This is a genomic window from Streptomyces sp. NBC_00388, from assembly GCF_036061255.1.
Lineage (GTDB): Bacteria > Actinomycetota > Actinomycetes > Streptomycetales > Streptomycetaceae > Streptomyces.
Genome location: NZ_CP107948.1, coordinates 3,118,470 through 3,137,261, shown reverse-complemented (window position 1 = coordinate 3,137,261; position 18,792 = coordinate 3,118,470). Strand labels below are relative to the sequence as shown.

Sequence of the window (18,792 nt, the reverse complement as noted above, 5' to 3'; positions counted from 1 at the left end):
GCCTATGCCGTACCGGCGTGAACTTTCCTTGGTCTGCCCCCTACCCATGAGTACGAAGCTGCTCTACGCTCCAACAGTGCCAGTGATTACTGGCAGAGTCCGGGTACTGCGGGAGGCGGCAGCATGGCCGAGCACGAGCACGTACGAGTGGCGGTGATCGGGTCCGGATTCGGTGGCCTGGGGGCCGCCGTCCGGCTGCGCCGCGAGGGGGTGACCGACTTCGTCGTCCTGGAGCGGGCCGGCTCGGTCGGCGGGACCTGGCGCGACAACAGCTACCCGGGGTGCGCCTGCGACGTACCGTCCCACCTCTACTCGTTCTCCTTCGCCCCCAATCCGGACTGGCCGCGTACCTTCTCCGGCCAGCCGCACATCCGCGCCTACCTGGAGAACGTCGCCGACACCTTCGGGCTGCGGCCGCACATCCGTCTCGACCACGAGGTACGGATGATGCGCTGGGACTCCGCCGGACTGCGCTGGGAGATCGAGACCACCCAGGGCACGCTGACCGCCGATGTGGTCGTCTCCGCGACGGGGCCGCTCTCCGACCCGAAGATGCCGGACATCCCGGGCCTCGACTCCTTCGGCGGCAAGGTCTTCCACTCCGCCCAGTGGGACCACGGAGCCGATCTGCGCGGCAAGCGCGTCGCGATGGTCGGGACCGGGGCGTCCGCGATCCAGATCGTGCCGGCCATCCAGCCCGAGGCCGGCCGGCTCACCCTCTTCCAGCGCACCCCGCCGTGGGTGATGCCCCGGATGGACCGCGCGATAAGCGGCGCCGAGCGGTGGCTGCACGGCAAGGTGCCCTTCACCGCGTCCGCGCGCAGGCGGCTGCTGTGGAGCATACGAGAGCTCCAGGTCAGCGCCTTCACCAAGCACCCCAACGAGCTCGGCCTGATCGAGTCGATAGGCAGGGCCAACATCGGCCGCTCGATCAAGGACCCGGCGCTGCGCGCCAAGCTGACGCCTTCGTACCGGATCGGATGCAAGCGCATCCTGCTCTCCAGTACCTACTACCCGGCGCTGGCGCAGCCCAATGTGGACGTCGTGGCGTCCGGGCTCAAGGAGATCAGGGGAAATACGCTGGTCGCCTCCGACGGGACCGAGACCGAGGCGGATGTGATCATCTTCGGTACCGGCTTCCATGTGACGGACATGCCGATCGCCGAGCGCGTGGTGGGTGCCGACGGCAGCACCCTGGCCGAGGCGTGGAAGGACGGCATGGAGTCGCTGCGCGGCGCGACGGCCGCCGGATTCCCCAACTGGATGACGATCATCGGCCCGAACACCGGCCTCGGCAACTCGTCGATGATCCTCATGATCGAGTCCCAGCTGAGCTATCTCGCCGACTACCTGCGCCAGTTGGACGTACTGGGCGGCCGGGTCGCGCTCGACCCGCGGCCCGCGGCGGTCGACGCGTGGAACGTACGCGTCCAGGAGCGGATGAAGCGGACCGTCTGGAACACCGGCGGCTGCACCAGCTGGTACCTCGACGCGAACGGCCGCAACACCACGATCTGGCCGGGCACCACGGCCGAGTTCCGCAAGGCCACCCGCGCGGTCGACCTCGGCGAGTACCGGGTCGTACGGGCCGGAGCCGGGGCCGAGCCGCCCATCGTGCGTCAGCGCACCGGCGACCACGACCGCGTCGCGGACGGCGGGACCGCCGGTGACCAGGGCCGCGCCACGGACCGGGAGTCGGTGTGAGCGGCGCCGGAGTGCGGGAGCTGACCGCCGTCTCGGCGGACGGTGCGCGGATCCATGCCGAGGTGCACGGGCCCGAGGGCGCCCCCGCCGTGGTGCTCTCGCACGGCTGGACCTGTTCGACCCTCTTCTGGGCCGCCCAGATCGACGCGCTCGCGCCGGACCACCGGGTGGTGGTGTACGACCAGCGCGGACACGGGCGTACCCACGTGGCGGATCCGCGCGGGTACACCACGGACCTCCTGGCGGACGACCTGGAGGCGGTGCTCGCCGCCACCCTGGCGCCGGGTGAGCGCGCCGTGCTCGGCGGTCACTCCATGGGCGGGATGACCATGATGGCCGCGGCCGGGCGGCCCGGGTTCAGGGAACACGCGGCGGCGGTACTGCTGTGCAGTACGGGCAGTTCCCGGCTGATCGCCGAGTCGACCGTACTGCCGCTGCGCGCCGGACGGCTGCGGACCCGGCTGACGGGCGCGGTGCTCGGGGCGCGTGCCCCGCTCGGTCCTGTCACACCCGTCTCGCGGCGGATCCTCAAGTACGCCACGATGGGCCCCGGTTCGGCCCCGGACCGGGTCGCCGAGTGTGCGCGGATCGTGCACGCCTGCCCCCGGGCGGCGCGGGTGGGCTGGTCGCACGTGCTCGCCGGGCTGGATCTGGGAGCGGGCGTGCGGGAGCTGACCGTGCCCACGGCCGTGATCGCCGGTACGGCGGACCGGCTCACCCCGGTGGTGCACGCTCGGGAGCTGGCCGCCGCGCTCCCCGACTGCCACGGCCTCACCGAGCTGGTGGGCGTCGGGCACATGACACCGGTGGAGGCACCCGGGGAGGTCAGCACGCTGCTGCGTGAACTGGCCGCCGCGCACCTGCCGGTGGACCTGGCTGACCGAGTGGAGAAGGAGAAGGCCGTATGAGCAGGAACAGCATGGAGGGCCAGGTCGCGGTCGTCACGGGGGCCGCGCGCGGGGTCGGTGAGCTGCTGGCCCGCAAACTCTCCGCGCGGGGCGCGAAGGTGGCGCTCGTCGGCCTGGAGCCGGACGAGCTGAAGGCGGTCTCCGGGCGGCTGCACACCGAGAGCGCGCACTGGCACGCGGACGTCACCGACCATGTGGCGATGGCGGCCGTCGCGCAGGAGGTCAAAGCGCGCTTCGGCAAGGTGGATATCGTCGTGGCCAACGCAGGGGTGGCCTCCGGCGGGCCCTTCACCGACTCGGACCCCGAGGCGTGGCGGCGGGTCATCGAGGTCAACCTGGTGGGCGGGGCGGTCACCGCGCGGGCGTTCCTTCCGGTGCTGACGGAGAGCCGCGGGTACTTCCTCCAGATCGCCTCGCTGGCCGCCATCACGCCCGCGCCGATGATGTCCGCGTACTGCGCGTCCAAGTCGGGTGTCGAGGCCTTCGCGCACTGTCTGCGGGCCGAGGTCGGCTACAAGGGCGTGCGGGTGGGCGTCGGCTATCTCTCCTGGACGGACACCGACATGGTGCGCGGTGCGGACGAGGACGAGGTGATGCGGGAGCTGCGGCAGCGGCTGCCGTGGCCCGCGAACCGCACGTATCCGCTGGGCCCGGCCGTCGACCGGATCGTGGCCGGCATCGAACGCCGCTCCTCGCACGTGTACGCGCAGTGGTGGCTGCGGGGGATGCAGTCCGTGCGGGGGTATCTGCCCGCCCTGATCGGCACGGTCGGCCAGCGCGAGATGCGGCGCTTCGAGCCGCGGCTCGCCGGGGTGGGCCGGGGGCTGGTGGGCGCCGGTGGCGCGGCGGACGAGAAGGCGCGTACGGAACGTCACTGATCGAAATGCGGTGAATCTTCCGTCGTGTCAATCTGGTCGAGGCCTGGAGGGCGCCGCCCTCCACCCCTCACACGTCACCGGGAGTTGAACCCCATGGGCATGAAGGACCAGTTCAGGGAGAAGGCGCAGCAGCTCGCCGAGCGGGGCAAGCAGTCGGGGGGCGGTGCGAAGGACGAGGCTCCGGAGCGTTCGGCGCGGCCCGGCGACGAGGCGGGCGAGCGCGGCGGGAACGCCGCGGACCGGGCCCGGGAGCGCGGCCAGGACGGAGCCGACCAGGTCCGGGACCAGTTCGACTCCTGACCGGTGCCGCATGGGCGCCGAGCGGTTCTGCGAGGGCGCGTCTCCCCGAGGGGGAGGCGCGCCCTCGCCGTGTGCGGGCCGTACGGCCGGCCCACGCACACGGCGATCGATGCCTCCGCGCCGCCTGTCGTGCCCCGCTCCCGCGGCCCCTACCGGGGCGGCAGCTCCGGCCGCCTCTTGTCCGGCACGTCCGAGTAGTCGGGCGGTTCCACCGCCGGCTTCGCCGCGAGCAGGTCCAGTGCGGTCCAGACCGCGTCGTCGAGTTGACCGTGGCGGCCCTCCGCCCAGTTCAGCGGGGTGCGCAGCGCCTCGATGTCCGGGTCCACACCGTGGTTCTCGACCGACCAGCCGTAACCGTCGAACCAGGCCGCGTTCATCGGGACCGTGATCACCGTGCCGTCCCCGAGGCGGTGGCGGCCTGTCATGCCGACCACGCCGCCCCAGGTCCGCCGGCCGACCACCGGGCCCAGGCCCAGGAGCCGGAAGGCCGCAGTGATCATGTCGCCGTCGGACGAGGTCGCCTCGTCCGCGAGGGCGACCACCGGTCCGCGCGGTGCGTTCGACGCGTACGACACCGGCTGGGCGTCCCGGGTGAGGTCCCAGCCCAGGATCGTGCGGGTGAGCTTCTCGACCACCAGCTCGCTGATGTGACCACCCGCGTTGCCCCGTACGTCGACGATCAGCGCGGGACGCGAGACCTCCAGGCGCAGATCGCGGTTGAACTGGGCCCACCCCGAACCGCCCATGTCGGGGATGTGCAGATAGCCGCACCGTCCGTCGCTCAACTTCCGCACGGCAGCGCGCCGTTTGGCCACCCAGTCCTGATAGCGCAGCGGGCGCTCGTCGATCAGCGGCACCACCGCCACCCGGCGGGAGCCGCCCGTGCCGTTCGCCGGGCTGAACGTCAGCTCGACCGTGGTGCCGCCCGCCGCCGCCAGGAGCGGGTAGGGGCCGGTGACCGGGTCCACCGGGCGGCCGTCGACATGGGTCAGTGCGGAGCCCTCGCGGATGCCCGTGCCGGCCAGCGGGGAGCGCGCCCTGGAGTCGGACGAGTCGCCGGGCAGGATGCGCTTGACCACCCAGGCGCCGTCCCTGCAGACCAGATTCGCACCGAGCAGGCCCATCACCCGCTGGTAGTGCGGCGGCCCCTCGTTCCTGCGGGCCGCGGTGACGTAGGCGTGCGAGGTGCCGAGCTCGCCGAGGACCTCGCGGAGCAGGTCGGCGAACTCGTCGGGGGAGGCGACCCGTTCGACCAGGGGGCGGTACTGGGCCAGGATCTGCGACCAGTCGATGCCGCACATCCGCGGCTCCCAGAAGTAGGCGCGGATGATGCGTCCCGCCTCCTCGTACGCCTGGCGCCACTCGGACGGCGGGTCGACATCGTGCAGGATGCGGCGCGGGTCGAGGAAGACCGTGGTGTCGTTGTCACCGGTCTCGGTCGCGGGGACCGCCCGCAGCTCGCCCAGGTCCATGACCACCAGCCTGCTGCCGTCGCCGCTGACGGCGAACCAGTCCAGGTGGTCGACCAGTTCGGCCTTGCGGGCCCTGGCGATGGCGAAGTGTTCGAGCGTGGGGCGGCCGGAGGTGTCGGCCGGATTGACGAAGGTCTCGCCGAGCGCGCCCGAGATGGGCCAGCGCAGCCAGACGAGGCCGCCGCCGCTGACCGGGCAGAGCGACGAGTACTTCGACGCGGGCACGGGGAACGGCGTGACCCGGCTCTCCAGGCCCTCGATCTCGACCAGTACCTTGCTGCCGTCCGCGCTGTCGTCCGACAGGGCGTCGACCGGGTCGAGACCGCCCGCCGCCGGACGGCCGTCGGGGGAGAGCGCGAAGGGCGAGGGTGTCGCGGAGGTGAGCGGCACCAGGTACGGGCGGCAGCCCAGCGGGAACGACAGGTCGCCGGTGTGCACGTCGTACACCGGGTCGAACCCCCGCCAGGAGAGGAAGGCCAGGTAGCGGCCGTCGCTGGTGAAGACCGGGTTCTCGTCCTCGAAGCGGCCGTTGGTGACATCGACGACGGTGGGGGCCATCGGCCCGGCGATCTTCGCGATCTTGATCTGCCGCAGCGAGCGGCCGATCCCGGGGTGCGACCAGGTCAGCCAGGTGCCGTCGGGCGAGAAGGCGAGATCGCGCACCGGGCCGTTGAGGGAGCGGATCAGCTCGGTGACCTCACCGCCGGCCTCCGTGCTCTCCGCGCCCTCCCCGCCTGCGCCGTCCGCCGCTCCGCCGTCCGCCGCTCCGCCGTCCGCCGCTCCGCCGTCCGCCGCTCCGCCGTCCGGCGGGCCGGCCAGGGCCTCTTCGGGTGCGTCCTCCGCGACCGTGAGCAGCAGCAGCCGCCCGTCGTGCGAGGCGATGGCCAGCCGCTCCCCCGCGGGGTCCGAGACGATTTCCTGGACGCGTCCCAGTTCCCCCGCGGCGAGCCGCCGGGGCGGCCGGTTGCCGGTGGCGCGCGGCATGTAGGCGATCTCGACGGCGTCCTCGCCCTCCGCGTCCGTGATGTACGCGATCCGTCCTGCGCTGCCGAGCATCTCGGGGAGGCGGACCCGTACCCCGGGGGTGTCCGTGATGGTGCGGGCCGGGCCGTCGCGGTGGGTGAGCCAGTACAGGCTGCCGCGTACGACGACCGCGCTCGCCCGGCCCGTCTCGTCGACGGACAGGCCGTCCACGTTGGCCGACGCCGGGACCTGGTAGCCGCGCCGGCCGGTGCGCGGGCTGCCGATGCGGACCTCCAGCTTGCGCGGTACCGCGCCCGGCGACAGGTCGTCGGCCAGCCAGATGTCGCCGGCGCACTGGTAGACCACCCGGTGGCCGTCGGTGGACGCGTTCCTGGCGTACCAGCTGTCGTGGTCGGTGTGGCGGCGCAGGTCCGTGCCGTCCGGCAGGCAGGAGTAGAGGTTGCCGATGCCCTCGTGGTCGGAGAGGAAGGCGACCCGGCCACCGACCAGCATCGGGCAGCCCAGATGCCCGTCGATCCCGGCGAGCAGCCGCTCCCCGTGCAGCCACAGGCGGCCGGTGGCACCGCCGCGGTAGCGCTTCCAGGCGGCCGGCTCGTGCGGGGGCTTCCCGGTGAGCAGGAGCGTGCGGCGCTCGCCCGCCACATCACCGACCGCGATGTCGTGGACCGGGCCCCAGGGCAGCTTGGCGCCCGGTGAGCCGTCGGTGGCCACCGTGTAGGCCCAGCTGAAGTGGGAGAACGGCTGGTTGTGCGAGGCCACGGCCAGGATGTCGCCCTCGGGTGTCCAGCCGCGGACCCGGGTGTCGAGCGAGCCCCAGTACGTCAGCCGCCGGGACGGGCCGCCCTGGACGGGGGCCAGATGGATCTCCGGGTCGAGGCTGCGCCAGGACGTGTACGCGATGTGCTCGCCGTCGGGGGAGAACCGCGGCTGGCCCACCCGGGTCCTGTCCGCCGTGATCCGCCAGGCCCGCTCGGGGCGCCCGGCCCCGGCGGCCAGCGGCGCGACCCAGAGGTCGTCCTCGGTCACGAAGCACAGCAGCTCGCCCCGGAGGTTCGGGAAGCGGAGGTACGCGGCGTCTCCCGCATCGGCTTGGCTCACCCCCCAATGCTTTCCGCGCGGAGGGGGCCCGGCAACTCGTGGGCGGACCGCCTCCGCCCCCGGCCGCTCTTATCCCGGCCCGACAACCGTGATCGAGTCCACAAGCGAAACGTTGCCGTTTCGCTCGGACGCGGCGTACCGTCATGGTGTACGAAACCGTTTCGCTCGGGAAGGCCGGGGATGGCGAGCAGACTGACACCGGAGCGCGAGGGTGAGCTGTACGCGGCCACACTCGATCTGCTGCGCGAGGTCGGCTACGAAGCCCTGACCATGGATGCCGTCGCCGCCCGTACCAGGTCCAGCAAGGCCACCCTCTACCGCCAGTGGGGGAGCAAGCCGGAGCTGGTCGCCAGGGCGCTGCGGTACAACAAGCCCGTCCGTATCGACGAGGTCGACACCGGTTCGCTGCGCGGGGACTTCCAGTCCATGGTGGCGCGCGGGGACGACTGCGAGATGGAACGGAACACCGCCTTGATGCGGGGTCTGATGCATGCCGTGCATGAGAACCCGGATCTCTTCCAGGCACTGCGCGAGCTGTTGATCGAACCCGAAGTGACCGGGCTCAACCTCATGCTTGAGCGTGCCGTGCAGCGCGGCGAGGTCAGCGCCGACAACCCAGCGCTGAAATTCGTCCCGCACATGATGGTCGGCGCCTTCGTCGCCCGTCAGCTGCTGGAGGAGCAGCCTGTCGACCAGGCGTTCCTCTCCTGTTATCTGGACGCCGTGGTACTCCCCGCTCTCGGCGTCCGGCAACCGGTCACCACCGTGACCACCACCTGAGCCACCGCCTGACACACCTGAACACCTCTCCACCTGACACGCCGCTCTCGTCGTCGGGCTGGTTCACTACGCCCTTTTCCACCCGACCTGACCGGGAGACGCCCTCGTGGCCACGTACCTCTACAAGCTCGGACGGTTCGCCTTCAGGCGCCGCCGTTATGTCGCCCTGGTGTGGGTGGCGCTGCTGGCGCTCGCCGGCTTCGGCGCCTCGTCCGCCGCCACCGCGACCGCAAGCTCCTTCTCGATACCCGGCACGGAGGCCCAGAAGGCCTTCGACCTGCTGGGACAGCGTTTCCCGGGCGCCAGCGCCGACGGCGCCACCGCCCGGGTCGTCTTCAAGGCCCCCTCCGGCGAGAAGATGACATCCGCGCCGAACAAGGACGAGATCAAGACGGTCGAGAAGGAGCTCAGCGCCGGCTCCTCCCAGATCGCCTCGGTGAAGGACCCCTACAAGGCGAAGGCCGTCTCCAAGGACGGCAGCACGGTCTACGTCCAGGTCACCTACAAGGTCAGCTCGATGGAGCTGACCGACAAGTCCAAGGACGCGCTCCAGGACACCGCGGACAAGGTCCAGCACAACGGGTACACGGTGGAGATCGGCGGTGACGCGCTCCAGGCCATGCCGGAGACCGGCTCCGGCGAGATCATCGGTGTCGTGCTCGCGGCCCTCGTGCTCGTGGTGACGTTCGGCTCGCTGATCGCCGCCGGGCTCCCGCTGCTGACCGCGCTCATCGGCGTCGGTATCGGCGTCTCGACCATCACCGCGCTGGCCAATGTGCTGGACCTGGGCAACACCACATCGACGCTGGCGATGATGATCGGTCTCGCGGTCGGTATCGACTACGCGCTGTTCATCGTCTCCCGCTACCGCGCGGAACTCGCCGAGGGCAGAGAACCCCAGGAGGCCGCGGGACGGGCCGTCGGGACGGCCGGCTCGGCCGTGGTCTTCGCCGGGCTCACCGTGGTCATCGCCCTGGTCGGCCTGGCCGTCGTGAACATCCCGATGCTCTCCAAGATGGGCTTCGCCGCCGCCGGTACGGTCGTGATCGCCGTCCTCATCGCGCTCACGCTCATCCCCGCGCTGCTCGGCTTCGCCGGAAAGCGCGTGGTGGGACGCAAGGCCCGCAAGAACCCGCCGGTCCCGGGCGCCGAGGTCAAGCCCAACGGCGGAACCCGCTGGGCGCGCGTCGTCCTGCGCCGCCCCGTCCTGGTGCTGCTCGTCGGTGTGATCGGCCTGGGTGCCATCGCGATTCCGGCGGCCTCCCTGCAGATGGGCCTGCCCGACGACGGTGCGCAGCCCACCAACACCACCCAGCGCCGTGCGTACGATCTGCTCTCCGACGGCTTCGGCCCCGGCTTCAACGGTCCGCTGACGACCGTCGTCGACGTCAAGGGCGTCGGCGACGGCAAGGCCGCGGTCGACGAGGTGCACCGGAAGATCTCCGGGCTCGACAGCGTGGTCTCGGTGGCGCCGCCGTTCTACAACAAGGCGCACGACACCGCGACGATCAGCGTCATTCCCAAGGACCGGCCGTCCTCGGTGCAGACCGAGGACCTGGTCCACTCCATCCGTGACGCGGGTGCGCAGGTCAAGTCGGACACCGGTGCCACGGTGCTGGTCACCGGCGCGACCGCGATGAACATCGACTTCTCGCAGAAGATGAACGACGCACTGGTCCCGTATCTGGCGCTCGTCGTCGGGCTCGCGTTCCTGCTGCTGATGCTGGTCTTCCGCTCGGTGCTGGTGCCGCTGAAGGCGGCGCTCGGCTTCCTGCTCTCGGTGGTCGCCGCCCTGGGCGCGGTCGTCGCTGTCTTCCAGTGGGGCTGGCTCGGCTCGCTCTTCGGCGTCCAGCAGACCGGCCCGATCATGTCGATGATGCCGATCTTCATGGTGGGTGTGGTCTTCGGTCTCGCGATGGACTACGAGGTCTTCCTGGTCACCCGCATGCGGGAGGCGTACGTCCACGGCGAGACACCGGGCCAGGCCATCGTCACCGGCTTCAAGCACGGTGCCCGGGTGGTCACCGCGGCCGCCGTCATCATGATCGCGGTCTTCTCCGGCTTCATCGGGGCCAGCGACTCGATGATCAAGATGATCGGTTTCGGGCTCGCCATCGCGGTCTTCTTCGACGCCTTCGTCGTACGCATGGCCATCGTGCCCGCCGTCCTGGCGCTGCTCGGCAAGCGTGCGTGGTGGCTGCCGCGCTGGCTGGACCGGGCGCTGCCGAACGTGGACGTCGAGGGTGAGGGCCTGAACAAGCACATCGAGGCGCAGACGAAGCGTGAGCTGATCGACGCCTGAGCGACCGGGCCGTCCGGGCGGCTCAGGTCCGCAGAGGCCCCCCGTGCCCCACGGCATGGGGGGCCTCTGCCCGCTCCGCGGGCCGGGGTGCTTCCTCGCGGGCCGCCCGCTTCGCGGGTGCCTCCTCGCTGGGCGCGGGGGCTGCGGGTGCTTCCTCGCGGGGCGCCCGCTCCCTGGCCTCCTCCGCGTGGGTACGGCGCAGGAACCGGATCAGCGGCGCGTTGTCGAACTGCACCACCGCCACCCCGTCCGCCGAGTAGAACTCCAGCACCACCTGGGCCCGCCCGCACGGCCAGATCCCGATGTCGCCGGAGCGCTGCGGAGTGCGCAGCCCCGCTTCGAGCAGCTCCCGCGGGAAGGACCACTCGTTGTCGCCCGGGAAGGCGAAGCGCACGGCACCCGGGTCACTTTCCGGCTCGTACCGGAGCGCGACGAAGACCACGGTCCACTGGCCGGGTACGTCGGTCACGACATGGCCTCGTACGGGTACCTCCACGGGGGACATGCGCGCTCCCTTGATCCGGTGATGCGGCTGACCGGTGTGCGAGTGACCGGTGTGCCGGTGATGCGTGCAGCGATCGAGATGCTGACCTTTTTGGGCTATTTACATCTAATGTCCCATATTTTCGCAGAGATGCCACTGCCGGGACGGTGCCGCCGGGGCGCGGACCCGCCGCTGACGGGCCCGCAGGCGCGGCCCGGCTCGCCGCCCGCTGCCGGCCCGTGGCCGCAGCTGGGAGGAAGGCGCTCTTGCGAGCCGTTCGCAACAAGGCTCTATCATCGAACGGTTCACCACCGCCGGTGCGCCTTCGAGGAGAGAGTCACCACATGCATGTCCCCGACGGATTCATCAACGCCCCCGTTTCGGCGGTGACCGGTGTCATCGCCGCGGGCGCGATCGCCGTCAGCCTCCGGGGCGCCCGCCGCGAGCTGGACGAGCGCACCGCTCCGCTCGCCGGCCTGGTGGCCGCTTTCATCTTCTCCGTGCAGATGCTGAACTTCCCCGTCGCCGCCGGTACCAGCGGCCATCTGCTGGGCGGCGCGCTCGCCGCGATCCTGGTGGGGCCGTACACCGGGGTGCTCTGTGTCTCCGTCGTCCTGCTGATGCAGGGCATCCTCTTCGCCGACGGCGGGCTCACCGCGCTCGGTGTGAACATCACGGACATGGCCATCGTGACGACCGTCGTCGCGTACGCCGTCTTCCGCGGTCTGGTCAAGGTGCTGCCCCGCCGCCGCAGCTCGATCACCGCCGCGTCCTTCGTCGCCGCGCTGCTCTCCGTGCCGTGCGCCGCACTCGCCTTCACCGCGATGTACGCACTCGGCGGCACCACCGACGTACCGGTCGGGAAGGTGCTGACCGCGATGGTCGGCGTCCATGTCCTCATCGGAATCGGCGAGGCCGCGATCACCGCACTCACCGTCGGCGCCGTGATCGCCGTCCGCCCCGATCTGGTCCACGGCGCCCGCGGCCTGACCGCCCCGCTCAAGCTCCGGGTGGGCGGTGAACTCGTCGACGCGCCCGCGGCCCGGCCGGTCCCGGCCGCCGCGCGCTCCGCACGGTCCACCCGCAAGGTCTGGGGCATCGGGCTGATCACGGCCCTCGTCCTGGCCGGGTTCGTCTCCTTCTACGCCTCCGCCAGCCCCGACGGCCTGGAGAAGGTCGCCCACGACAAGGGCATCGACGCCAAGGAGCAGCCGCACCACACCGGGGACTCCCCGCTCGCCGGGTACGGCGTCAAGGACATCTCCGACGCCCGGCTCTCCGGCGGTCTCGCCGGGCTGATCGGGGTCGGCGCCACGGTCGTCGTGGGCAGCGGGGTCTTCTGGGCGGTCCGCCGCCGCCGTGCGCAGTCGCCGGCCGGCCCGCACGCGGAAGCCGTCTGACATGGGCGCCGGCCACGCGCACAAGCTCTACCGGCACGGCCACTCGCCGGTCCATGACCTGCCACCGCACTGCAAACTCGCCGCCGTGTTCGCCTTCGTGATCGTGGTGGTCTCCACCCCGCGCGAGGCGATGTGGGCCTTCGCCCTGTACGCGGTGCTGCTCGCGGGAGTGACCGCCGTGGCGCGCGTCCCGGCCGGGTTCCTCCTGAAGCGCCTGCTCATCGAGATCCCGTTCGTGGCCTTCGCGGTGCTCATGCCGTTCGTCGTCCCCGGCGACCAGGTCCATGTCCTCGGCCTCTCACTCAGCGAGCCCGGCCTCTGGGGTGCCTGGAACGTCCTGGCCAAGGGCACCCTCGGCGTCGCCGCCTCCGTACTCCTCGCCTCCACCACCGAACTGCGCTCCCTGCTGCTCGGGCTCCAGCGGCTGCGGCTGCCGCCGATGCTGGTGCAGATCGCGTCCTTCATGATCCGGTACGGCGATGTGATCACCGACGAGATGCGCCGGATGTCGATCGCCCGCCGCTCGCGCGGGTTCGAGGCCCGTGGCGTACGGCAGTGGGGGGTGCTCGGCAAATCGGCGGGGGCGCTCTTCATCCGCTCCTACGAGCGGGGTGAGCGCGTACATCTGGCCATGGTCAGCCGGGGATACACCGGGACCATGCCCGTCATCGACGAAGTGACCGCGTCGGGCGCGCAGTGGCGGTCCGCCGCGGCACTCCCCGTCGCGGCCCTCTGTATCTGTCTGCTGGGATGGACCTTGTGACTACGACCCCCGCTGCCCCGCCCTCCCTTGAGGTCGCCGGTCTCGCGTACGCCTACCCCGACGGCCACCAGGCCCTGTTCGGGGTGGACCTGGCCGTCCAGCGCGGCCAGCGCGTCGCGCTGCTCGGGCCCAACGGCGCCGGCAAGACCACGCTCGTCCTCCATCTGAACGGCATCCTCACCGGCGGTGCGGGCACCGTGTCGGTCGCCGGACTGCCGGTGGCCAAGGCCAACCTGGCGGAGATCCGCCGCCGCGTCGGCATCGTCTTCCAGGACCCCGACGACCAGCTCTTCATGCCGACGGTCCGCGAGGACGTGGCGTTCGGCCCCGCCGCCTCCGGGCTGCGCGGCCCGGAGCTGGAGGCCCGGGTCACCGCCGCGCTCACCCAGGTCGGCATGGAGTCCTACGCGGACCGCCCCCCGCACCACCTGTCGTACGGCCAGCGCCGCCGGGTCGCGGTCGCGACCGTCCTCGCGATGGAGCCGGAGATCCTGGTCCTGGACGAGCCCTCGTCCAACCTGGACCCGGCGTCCCGCCGTGAACTCGCGGACATCCTGCGGTCGCTGGAGGTGACGGTGCTGATGGTGACGCACGACCTGCCGTACGCCCTCGAACTGTGCCCGCGCGCGGTGGTGCTCAGCGACGGCGTGATCGTCGGCGACGGACCGACCGGCGACATCCTGGCCGACGACGCGCTGATGAGCGCCCACCGGCTGGAGCTGCCGTTCGGATTCAACCCGCGCACGGTGGTCTGAGCCCGTGGACCTGCGCCTGGGCCCGCGGCTCCGCGACCGCGCGGGCCGGACCCGCTACGGCTCGTCCGCGGGCCTCGCGGGCACCTCGCGCAGCGACCAGGCCAGGACCGCCTCCCGTACGGGGGCGGGAAGCATGAGGACCTGCGGTTCGGCTTCGACCCAGCCCGGCTCCTTCGTGCGCTTGGCCTGCTCGATGTGATCGCGGTCGATGGGCAGGCCGGGATCCGCACCGGCGCCGTTCTCACCCTTGACGGTGACCCAGTACAGGTACTCCTCGCCCTCCTCGCGCAGCCTGAATACGATCTCGATGGCCATTCGTTCCCGGTCCAGCGTCGCTACGCACTCGTCGAGCCGGTTGTTGAGCATCTGCATCCAACGGTCGGCCTCCGGGCCCCCGTCGGGTCTGACCTTGGCCCGGGACAGCTCAACGACCAGGCCTTCGGGGATGCTTGCGGGTCTGTCGGCAGTCATGAACGCAGAGCCTGCCAGATCCCGCTCCCGGGTCGCCGCGTGGTCCTGCTGTCCTCCGCCCGCCACCCGGCGGGCCCGCGCCTTCGCGCACACGCAAGACCCACCCCCCGGCGACTCCCGCCCGAGCCGCACCGCACCATGGACCCTGTACGCCGGCCGGGCGTACCGCTAGACGTGGGAGCGCGACGTGGTGGACGTCCAAGGCACAGTGGCGGACGGATTCGAGACGGTCCGGGACGCCTTCGAGCGGAACTTCACACACCGTGCGGAGCGCGGCGCGGCCGTCACCGTCTACCGCGACGGGCACAAGGTCGTCGATCTCTGGGCCGGTACGAAGGACGTCGACGGCGCCGAACCGTGGGCGCTGGACACCGCCCAGGTCGTCCGGTCCGCGACCAAGGGGGTGGCCGCCGCGGTCCCGCTGCTCCTGCACCAGCGCGGCCAGCTGGACCTGGACGCCCCCGTCTCCACGTACTGGCCGGAGTTCAAGGCGGGCGGCAAGGAACGCGCCCTCGTCCGGCACTTCCTGGCCCACCGCACCGGCGTCCCCCTGATCGACCGCCCGCTCACGCCTGCCGAGGCCATCGACGGGGTGTCGGGGCCGCGAGCCGTCGCCGCCCAGCAGGCCCTGTGGGAGCCCGGCACCGAGCACGGCTACCACGCGCAGACGTACAGCTGGCTGCTGAGCGAGCTCGTCCGGCGGGTCACCGGCCGCACCATCGGCCGGTGGATCGCGGAGGAGATCGCCCGCCCCCTCGACATCGACTTCTGGGTCGGGCTCCCCGCCGAGGAGGCCCACCGCGTCGGCCGGATCGGCCCCGTCGCCGCCCCGCCGGTCGGTACCGGCCTCAAGCTCAAGCCGAAACGGTCCGTCACCGACGCCTACCAGGACCCCCACTCGCCGACCAGCCGCGCTTTCGGAGCCATCGAGCCGTTCCCCGACGAGAACGACGACGCCTACCGCGCGGCCGAACTCCCCGGCTCCGGCGGCATCTCGACCGCCCGCGCCCTGGCCCGTGTCTACGCCGCGATGATCGGCCACGTCGACAACGGGTCCCGCCTCTTCGCGCCCGCCACCCTCGCCCTGGCCCGCACCGAGGAGTCGTCGGGCCCGGACCGGGTGCTCGTCGTCAACACCCGCTTCGGCCTCGGCTTCATGCTGCACGGCCCGTCGGCCCCGCTGCTCGGCCCCGGCTCCTTCGGCCACCCCGGCCGGGGCGGCTCGCTCGGCTTCGCGGATCCGGAGTCCGGAATCGCGCTGGGGTACGTGACCAACGCGCTCCAGAAGGGCGTCACCGCCGATCCGCGCGCCCAGGCCCTGGTCAGGGCAGTGCACTCGGCGACATGATCGGAGCATGGATGCTACGAGGCGGTTCGATGGCCATGCGGTTCTGATCACTGGCGCGGGGAGGGGAATCGGCGCTGCCACCGCCCGCCGGTTCACCGAGGAGGGGGCCCGCGTCCTGGTCACCGACCTGGACGGGGCCCGCGCGGAGAAGACGGCGGCTGAGCTGCCCGGCGCGCTGCCTTTCACCTGCGATGTCACCGACCGGTCCGCCGTCGAGGCGGCCGTGGCGTACGCGGTGGGCGAGTTCGGCGCGCTCGATGTCCTGGTCAACAACGCGTACGCCTGCTCGCCCGACGCCCCGCTCTTCGAGGACGAGGACGACGAGTCCTGGGACCGCGATCTGGACGCCACGCTGAGCGGTGCGTTCCGGGTCTCGCGCGCCGCCATGCCGCATCTCGCCGCGGCGGGCGGCCGGGGCGCCATCGTCAGCATCGGCTCGGTCAACGGCGCCCAGGACTTCGGCAACCACGCCTACAGCGCGGCAAAGGCCGGCCTGGCCAGTCTGACCCGTACGCTCGCGGGCCACGCGGCGCCGCGTGGGGTCCGCGTCAACCTGGTGGCGCCGGGCACGATCCACACCGATGTGTGGGCGCTGCGCGGAGTCGAGGAGACGCTCGAACAGGCCGCGAAGCATTACCCGTTGGGCCGGGTCGGGGTCCCGGACGACATCGCGGCGGCCGTGGCGTTCCTGGCCTCGCGTGACGCCGCGTGGATCACCGGGGTGACCCTGCCGGTGGACGGCGGCCTGCTGACCAGCAACCTGGGTCTGCGGAACTCGCTGGGCTGAGGCAGGTCGCGGGCGGGCCTGGCGTGGGGCGGGTGTGCCGCGTCGCGGAAAGTGGGCTGGGTGCGGAATTCGTTGCGTGGAATGTGCGACGCAACGTATTCAGCTAGTGATCTGGTCATTCTGCTGCGAGATCAGTAGTGTTCCCGGTCGGCCACTCGACGAAAGGGACTCCCATGACCCGGTCCCCCCAGGACGCGCCCCCGGCCCGGCCGCTGGCGGAGACGGAGCGGACGCGCCACCGGCGCCTGCGCGAGCAGGGCAGCCTCGACCGTTCCGATCTGGACTCCATCCTGGCCGCCGGCTTCGTCTGCCACCTAGGGGTGACGGTCGACGGCACCCTGACAGTGGTGCCCACGGCCTACGGCTCGGACGGCGAGACCCTGTACTTCCATGGCTCGGTCGCCAGCCGCAGCCTGGTCGCGGCCCCGGACGCGGCCGTGTGCGTCACCGTCACCCACGTCGACGGGCTCGTCCTGTCCCGCTCGGTCTTCGAGCACGGCATCAACTACCGCAGCGCCATGCTCTTCGGCGTCCCGCGCCCGGTCACCGATCCGGACGAGAAGCTCGCGGGTCTGCGCTGCCTCACGGAACAGGCCGCGCCCGGTCAGTGGGACTACGCCCGGCGTCCCAGCCGCAAGGAGCTGGCCGCGACCGTGCTGCTCGCCCTCCCGCTCGACGAGGCGTCGGTCAAGATCCGCACCGGCCCCCCGGAGGACGGGGACGACCCGGACGCCGCACGTGAGGTGTGGGCGGGGACCCTCCCGCTCCACACCTCCTGGGGCGCTCTCGTACCGGACCCGCTGCTCAGGCCGGGCATCGAGGCCCCGCCGCACCTCGCGGAGCGTGCGGGGACACCCGCGCAGGAGGCCTGACGCGCCGGGCCGGTTCAGGCGGGCGCGGGGGCGGCAGCGGGCTCCGCCGTCCCGGGCAGCGGTGGATTGAGCCGCGCCGAGGCGACATGGCAGACCACCACCGCGACGATCACCAGCGGCATGACAGTGACACCGTCATGTCCCAGCAGCAGCGTGGCGAGCATGACGGAGGTCAGCGGCAGCCGCAGCAGCGCCACCGACATCGCGCCCATCCCCATGGCGGCGGCCGGGACGAACGGCAGCCCCGGGAGGTGGGAGAGCAGGATCCCGCCCGCGGCGCCGAGGAACAGTGCCGGGAAGATCGGCCCGCCGCGGAAGGCGGACAGCGAAACCGAGTAGGCCAGGCTCTTGCAGGCGAGCAGCAGCGTCAGCGCCCCCGCGGAGTACGTGCCGGTGCTGAGGAGGAGGTGCGGCAGCGCGCTCTGCCCGGAGAACAGCACATCGGATGTGCCCTTCCCGCTCCCTTCGGCGTACGCGATGGCCAGCCCCGCCACGACCAGGCCGGCCACCGGGGTCCAGACCGTGCGGCGGCGGTTCACACCCGGCTGCAGCCGCAGCGCCAGCCGGCGGACCCCGGTGCCGAGGAGCGCGGCGGCGATCCCGATGACCAGCGCGTAACCGAACTGGGCCACGTCGGGGCGCCCCGCGTGCGGCAGGTCCGGAATGGTCAGTGTCCCGACACCGACCCCTGCCCAGGTGCCGAGTCCGGTGAAGACCAGTGCGCCGATCCCCGCGGCGAGCAGGCCGGGGACGAGCACGATCCCCAGCAGCGGGCCGCCGAGCCCGGAAGCCTCCATCAGCAGAAAGGCCCCCACCAGCGGCGACCCCAGCAGTGCGCTGATCGCGGCGAAGCTTCCGGCTGCCGCGACCAGGGCCTGTTCCCGCGCGCCGGCACCGGGCCGCAGCAGGCGGAAGCCGTAGAGGGCGAGTCCGCCGCCGAGCGCGATCAGCGGAGCCTCCGGCCCGACCACCGCGCCGAAGGCGAGTGACGCGACCGCCGCGAGAAGGATGCCCGGCAGCTCGGCAGCGGGCGCGGCCCCTCCCGTCTTGAGCCCCTCCGCGGGCTGGTGACCGCCGTTGCCCGGCAGATACCGCACGATCAGGGCTGTGAGCAGGCCGCCGACGGCGAGCAGGGGCAGCGGCCACCAGACGGGCACCCCGTGGAAGCCGAGAGCGTGGGGCAGGCTGGAGAAGAGGGCCTTCTGGAGGTGCGCGACCGCCTGCAGGAAGCCGTAGGCACCGGCCGAGAGCACCACGCCGAAGAGCGCGGTGAGCAGCAGGAGCATGAGGTAGCCCCGGGTCCTCAGCGGGCCGAACGGATCCGCGCGCAGGGCGGCTTGCTGGTCTGCCGCCGGCTCGTCCGCTGTCATCGGGGCGTCTCCTCAGGGCTGTCCGGGAAGTCGGCTGTCCGACGAGCATGACAGCACGGCGGATGTTTCCACGTATACCTGGACATAATGCACCTCGGAGGCGGAACGCTCCTCCC

16 protein-coding genes are annotated in these 18,792 nt (G+C 71.9%); 12 read left to right on the top strand and 4 right to left on the bottom strand.

Features of this window, described 5'->3' with window-relative positions; all coding sequences use genetic code 11:
- The first annotated feature begins 123 nt into the window (after positions 1-123).
- From OG917_RS14145 to OG917_RS14130, 4 genes are all read left to right on the top strand, one after another.
- Positions 124-1,704, top strand: coding sequence for a flavin-containing monooxygenase (locus tag OG917_RS14145; protein ID WP_328317955.1), 1,581 nt, complete (start codon positions 124-126; stop codon positions 1,702-1,704).
- Positions 1,701-2,612, top strand: coding sequence for an alpha/beta fold hydrolase (locus OG917_RS14140; protein WP_328317954.1), 912 nt, complete (start codon positions 1,701-1,703; stop codon positions 2,610-2,612). The genes OG917_RS14145 and OG917_RS14140 overlap by 4 nt, the downstream gene beginning before the upstream one ends.
- Entirely contained in the window at positions 2,609-3,490 is an 882-nt protein-coding gene (locus tag OG917_RS14135; RefSeq protein WP_328317953.1) for an SDR family oxidoreductase, read from the top strand. Before OG917_RS14140 ends, OG917_RS14135 begins: the two co-directional genes overlap by 4 nt.
- A gap of 93 nt (positions 3,491-3,583) precedes the next feature.
- The gene (locus OG917_RS14130; RefSeq protein ID WP_328317952.1) at positions 3,584-3,790 is read left to right on the top strand and encodes a hypothetical protein; all 207 of its coding nucleotides are present in this window, start codon (positions 3,584-3,586) and stop codon (positions 3,788-3,790) included.
- A 149-nt stretch (positions 3,791-3,939) separates the two neighbouring features.
- On the opposite strand, the gene OG917_RS14125 is transcribed toward OG917_RS14130, so the two are convergent.
- Positions 3,940-7,344 (bottom strand): S41 family peptidase, encoded by a 3,405-nt coding sequence (locus OG917_RS14125; RefSeq protein WP_328317951.1) that lies wholly within the window; start codon positions 7,342-7,344, stop codon positions 3,940-3,942.
- Between the two features lie 180 nt (positions 7,345-7,524).
- On the opposite strand from OG917_RS14125, the gene OG917_RS14120 reads away from it, so the two are divergent.
- Entirely contained in the window at positions 7,525-8,124 is a 600-nt protein-coding gene (locus OG917_RS14120) for a TetR/AcrR family transcriptional regulator (protein WP_328317950.1), read from the top strand.
- A gap of 106 nt (positions 8,125-8,230) precedes the next feature.
- Entirely contained in the window at positions 8,231-10,426 is a 2,196-nt protein-coding gene (locus OG917_RS14115; RefSeq protein WP_328317949.1) for an MMPL family transporter, read from the top strand.
- 22 nt (positions 10,427-10,448) lie between these two features.
- Here the strand turns inward: OG917_RS14115 and OG917_RS14110 are convergent, their stop codons facing one another.
- Positions 10,449-10,931, bottom strand: coding sequence for an SsgA family sporulation/cell division regulator (locus OG917_RS14110; RefSeq protein WP_328317948.1), 483 nt, complete (start codon positions 10,929-10,931; stop codon positions 10,449-10,451).
- A gap of 323 nt (positions 10,932-11,254) precedes the next feature.
- Between OG917_RS14110 and OG917_RS14105 the strand changes: the two genes are divergently transcribed.
- Genes OG917_RS14105 through OG917_RS14095 form a run of 3 tightly spaced genes read left to right on the top strand, consistent with a single transcriptional unit; the run spans position 11,255 to position 13,828 of the window.
- Positions 11,255-12,310: an energy-coupling factor ABC transporter permease gene (locus OG917_RS14105; protein ID WP_328317946.1), complete on the top strand. Its 1,056-nt coding sequence runs from the start codon at positions 11,255-11,257 to the stop codon at positions 12,308-12,310.
- A 1-nt stretch (position 12,311) separates the two neighbouring features.
- The gene (gene cbiQ / locus OG917_RS14100; protein ID WP_328317945.1) at positions 12,312-13,073 is read left to right on the top strand and encodes a cobalt ECF transporter T component CbiQ; all 762 of its coding nucleotides are present in this window, start codon (positions 12,312-12,314) and stop codon (positions 13,071-13,073) included.
- Complete coding sequence (locus OG917_RS14095; protein WP_328317944.1) at positions 13,061-13,828, top strand: energy-coupling factor ABC transporter ATP-binding protein; 768 nt, start codon at positions 13,061-13,063, stop codon at positions 13,826-13,828. The genes cbiQ and OG917_RS14095 overlap by 13 nt, the downstream gene beginning before the upstream one ends.
- Before the next feature lie 54 nt (positions 13,829-13,882).
- On the opposite strand, the gene OG917_RS14090 is transcribed toward OG917_RS14095, so the two are convergent.
- Positions 13,883-14,299 carry a DUF6176 family protein gene (locus tag OG917_RS14090; protein WP_328317943.1) on the bottom strand — a complete coding sequence of 139 codons (417 nt, stop codon included), beginning with the start codon at positions 14,297-14,299 and terminating at the stop codon, positions 13,883-13,885.
- Positions 14,300-14,489: 190 nt separating this feature from the next.
- Here OG917_RS14090 and OG917_RS14085 point away from each other — a divergent pair, with 190 nt between their 5' ends.
- From OG917_RS14085 to OG917_RS14075, 3 genes are all read left to right on the top strand, one after another.
- Entirely contained in the window at positions 14,490-15,647 is a 1,158-nt protein-coding gene (locus tag OG917_RS14085) for a serine hydrolase domain-containing protein (protein WP_328321869.1), read from the top strand.
- Between the two features lie 7 nt (positions 15,648-15,654).
- Positions 15,655-16,434 (top strand): SDR family NAD(P)-dependent oxidoreductase, encoded by a 780-nt coding sequence (locus tag OG917_RS14080; RefSeq protein ID WP_328317942.1) that lies wholly within the window; start codon positions 15,655-15,657, stop codon positions 16,432-16,434.
- A 173-nt stretch (positions 16,435-16,607) separates the two neighbouring features.
- Positions 16,608-17,306 carry a pyridoxamine 5'-phosphate oxidase family protein gene (locus OG917_RS14075; RefSeq protein WP_328317941.1) on the top strand — a complete coding sequence of 233 codons (699 nt, stop codon included), beginning with the start codon at positions 16,608-16,610 and terminating at the stop codon, positions 17,304-17,306.
- Between the two features lie 14 nt (positions 17,307-17,320).
- Here OG917_RS14075 and OG917_RS14070 read toward each other — a convergent pair whose 3' ends face one another.
- Positions 17,321-18,676: a chloride channel protein gene (locus OG917_RS14070; protein ID WP_328317940.1), complete on the bottom strand. Its 1,356-nt coding sequence runs from the start codon at positions 18,674-18,676 to the stop codon at positions 17,321-17,323.
- Positions 18,677-18,792: the final 116 nt, after the last annotated feature.

What these genes read in the sequence shown, in the direction of transcription:
- OG917_RS14145 (WP_328317955.1), top strand. Translation starts at nt 124, where the DNA reads ATGGCCGAGCACGAGCACGTACGAGTGGCGGTGATCGGGTCCGGATTC.
- OG917_RS14135 (WP_328317953.1), top strand. Translation starts at nt 2,609, where the DNA reads ATGAGCAGGAACAGCATGGAGGGCCAGGTCGCGGTCGTCACGGGGGCC.
- OG917_RS14130 (WP_328317952.1), top strand. Translation starts at nt 3,584, where the DNA reads ATGGGCATGAAGGACCAGTTCAGGGAGAAGGCGCAGCAGCTCGCCGAG.
- OG917_RS14120 (WP_328317950.1), top strand. Translation starts at nt 7,525, where the DNA reads ATGGCGAGCAGACTGACACCGGAGCGCGAGGGTGAGCTGTACGCGGCC.
- OG917_RS14110 (WP_328317948.1), bottom strand. Translation starts at nt 10,931, where the DNA reads ATGTCCCCCGTGGAGGTACCCGTACGAGGCCATGTCGTGACCGACGTA.
- OG917_RS14105 (WP_328317946.1), top strand. Translation starts at nt 11,255, where the DNA reads ATGCATGTCCCCGACGGATTCATCAACGCCCCCGTTTCGGCGGTGACC.
- cbiQ (WP_328317945.1), top strand. Translation starts at nt 12,312, where the DNA reads ATGGGCGCCGGCCACGCGCACAAGCTCTACCGGCACGGCCACTCGCCG.
- OG917_RS14095 (WP_328317944.1), top strand. Translation starts at nt 13,061, where the DNA reads ATGGACCTTGTGACTACGACCCCCGCTGCCCCGCCCTCCCTTGAGGTC.
- OG917_RS14090 (WP_328317943.1), bottom strand. Translation starts at nt 14,299, where the DNA reads ATGACTGCCGACAGACCCGCAAGCATCCCCGAAGGCCTGGTCGTTGAG.
- OG917_RS14080 (WP_328317942.1), top strand. Translation starts at nt 15,655, where the DNA reads ATGGATGCTACGAGGCGGTTCGATGGCCATGCGGTTCTGATCACTGGC.
- OG917_RS14075 (WP_328317941.1), top strand. Translation starts at nt 16,608, where the DNA reads ATGACCCGGTCCCCCCAGGACGCGCCCCCGGCCCGGCCGCTGGCGGAG.
- OG917_RS14070 (WP_328317940.1), bottom strand. Translation starts at nt 18,676, where the DNA reads ATGACAGCGGACGAGCCGGCGGCAGACCAGCAAGCCGCCCTGCGCGCG.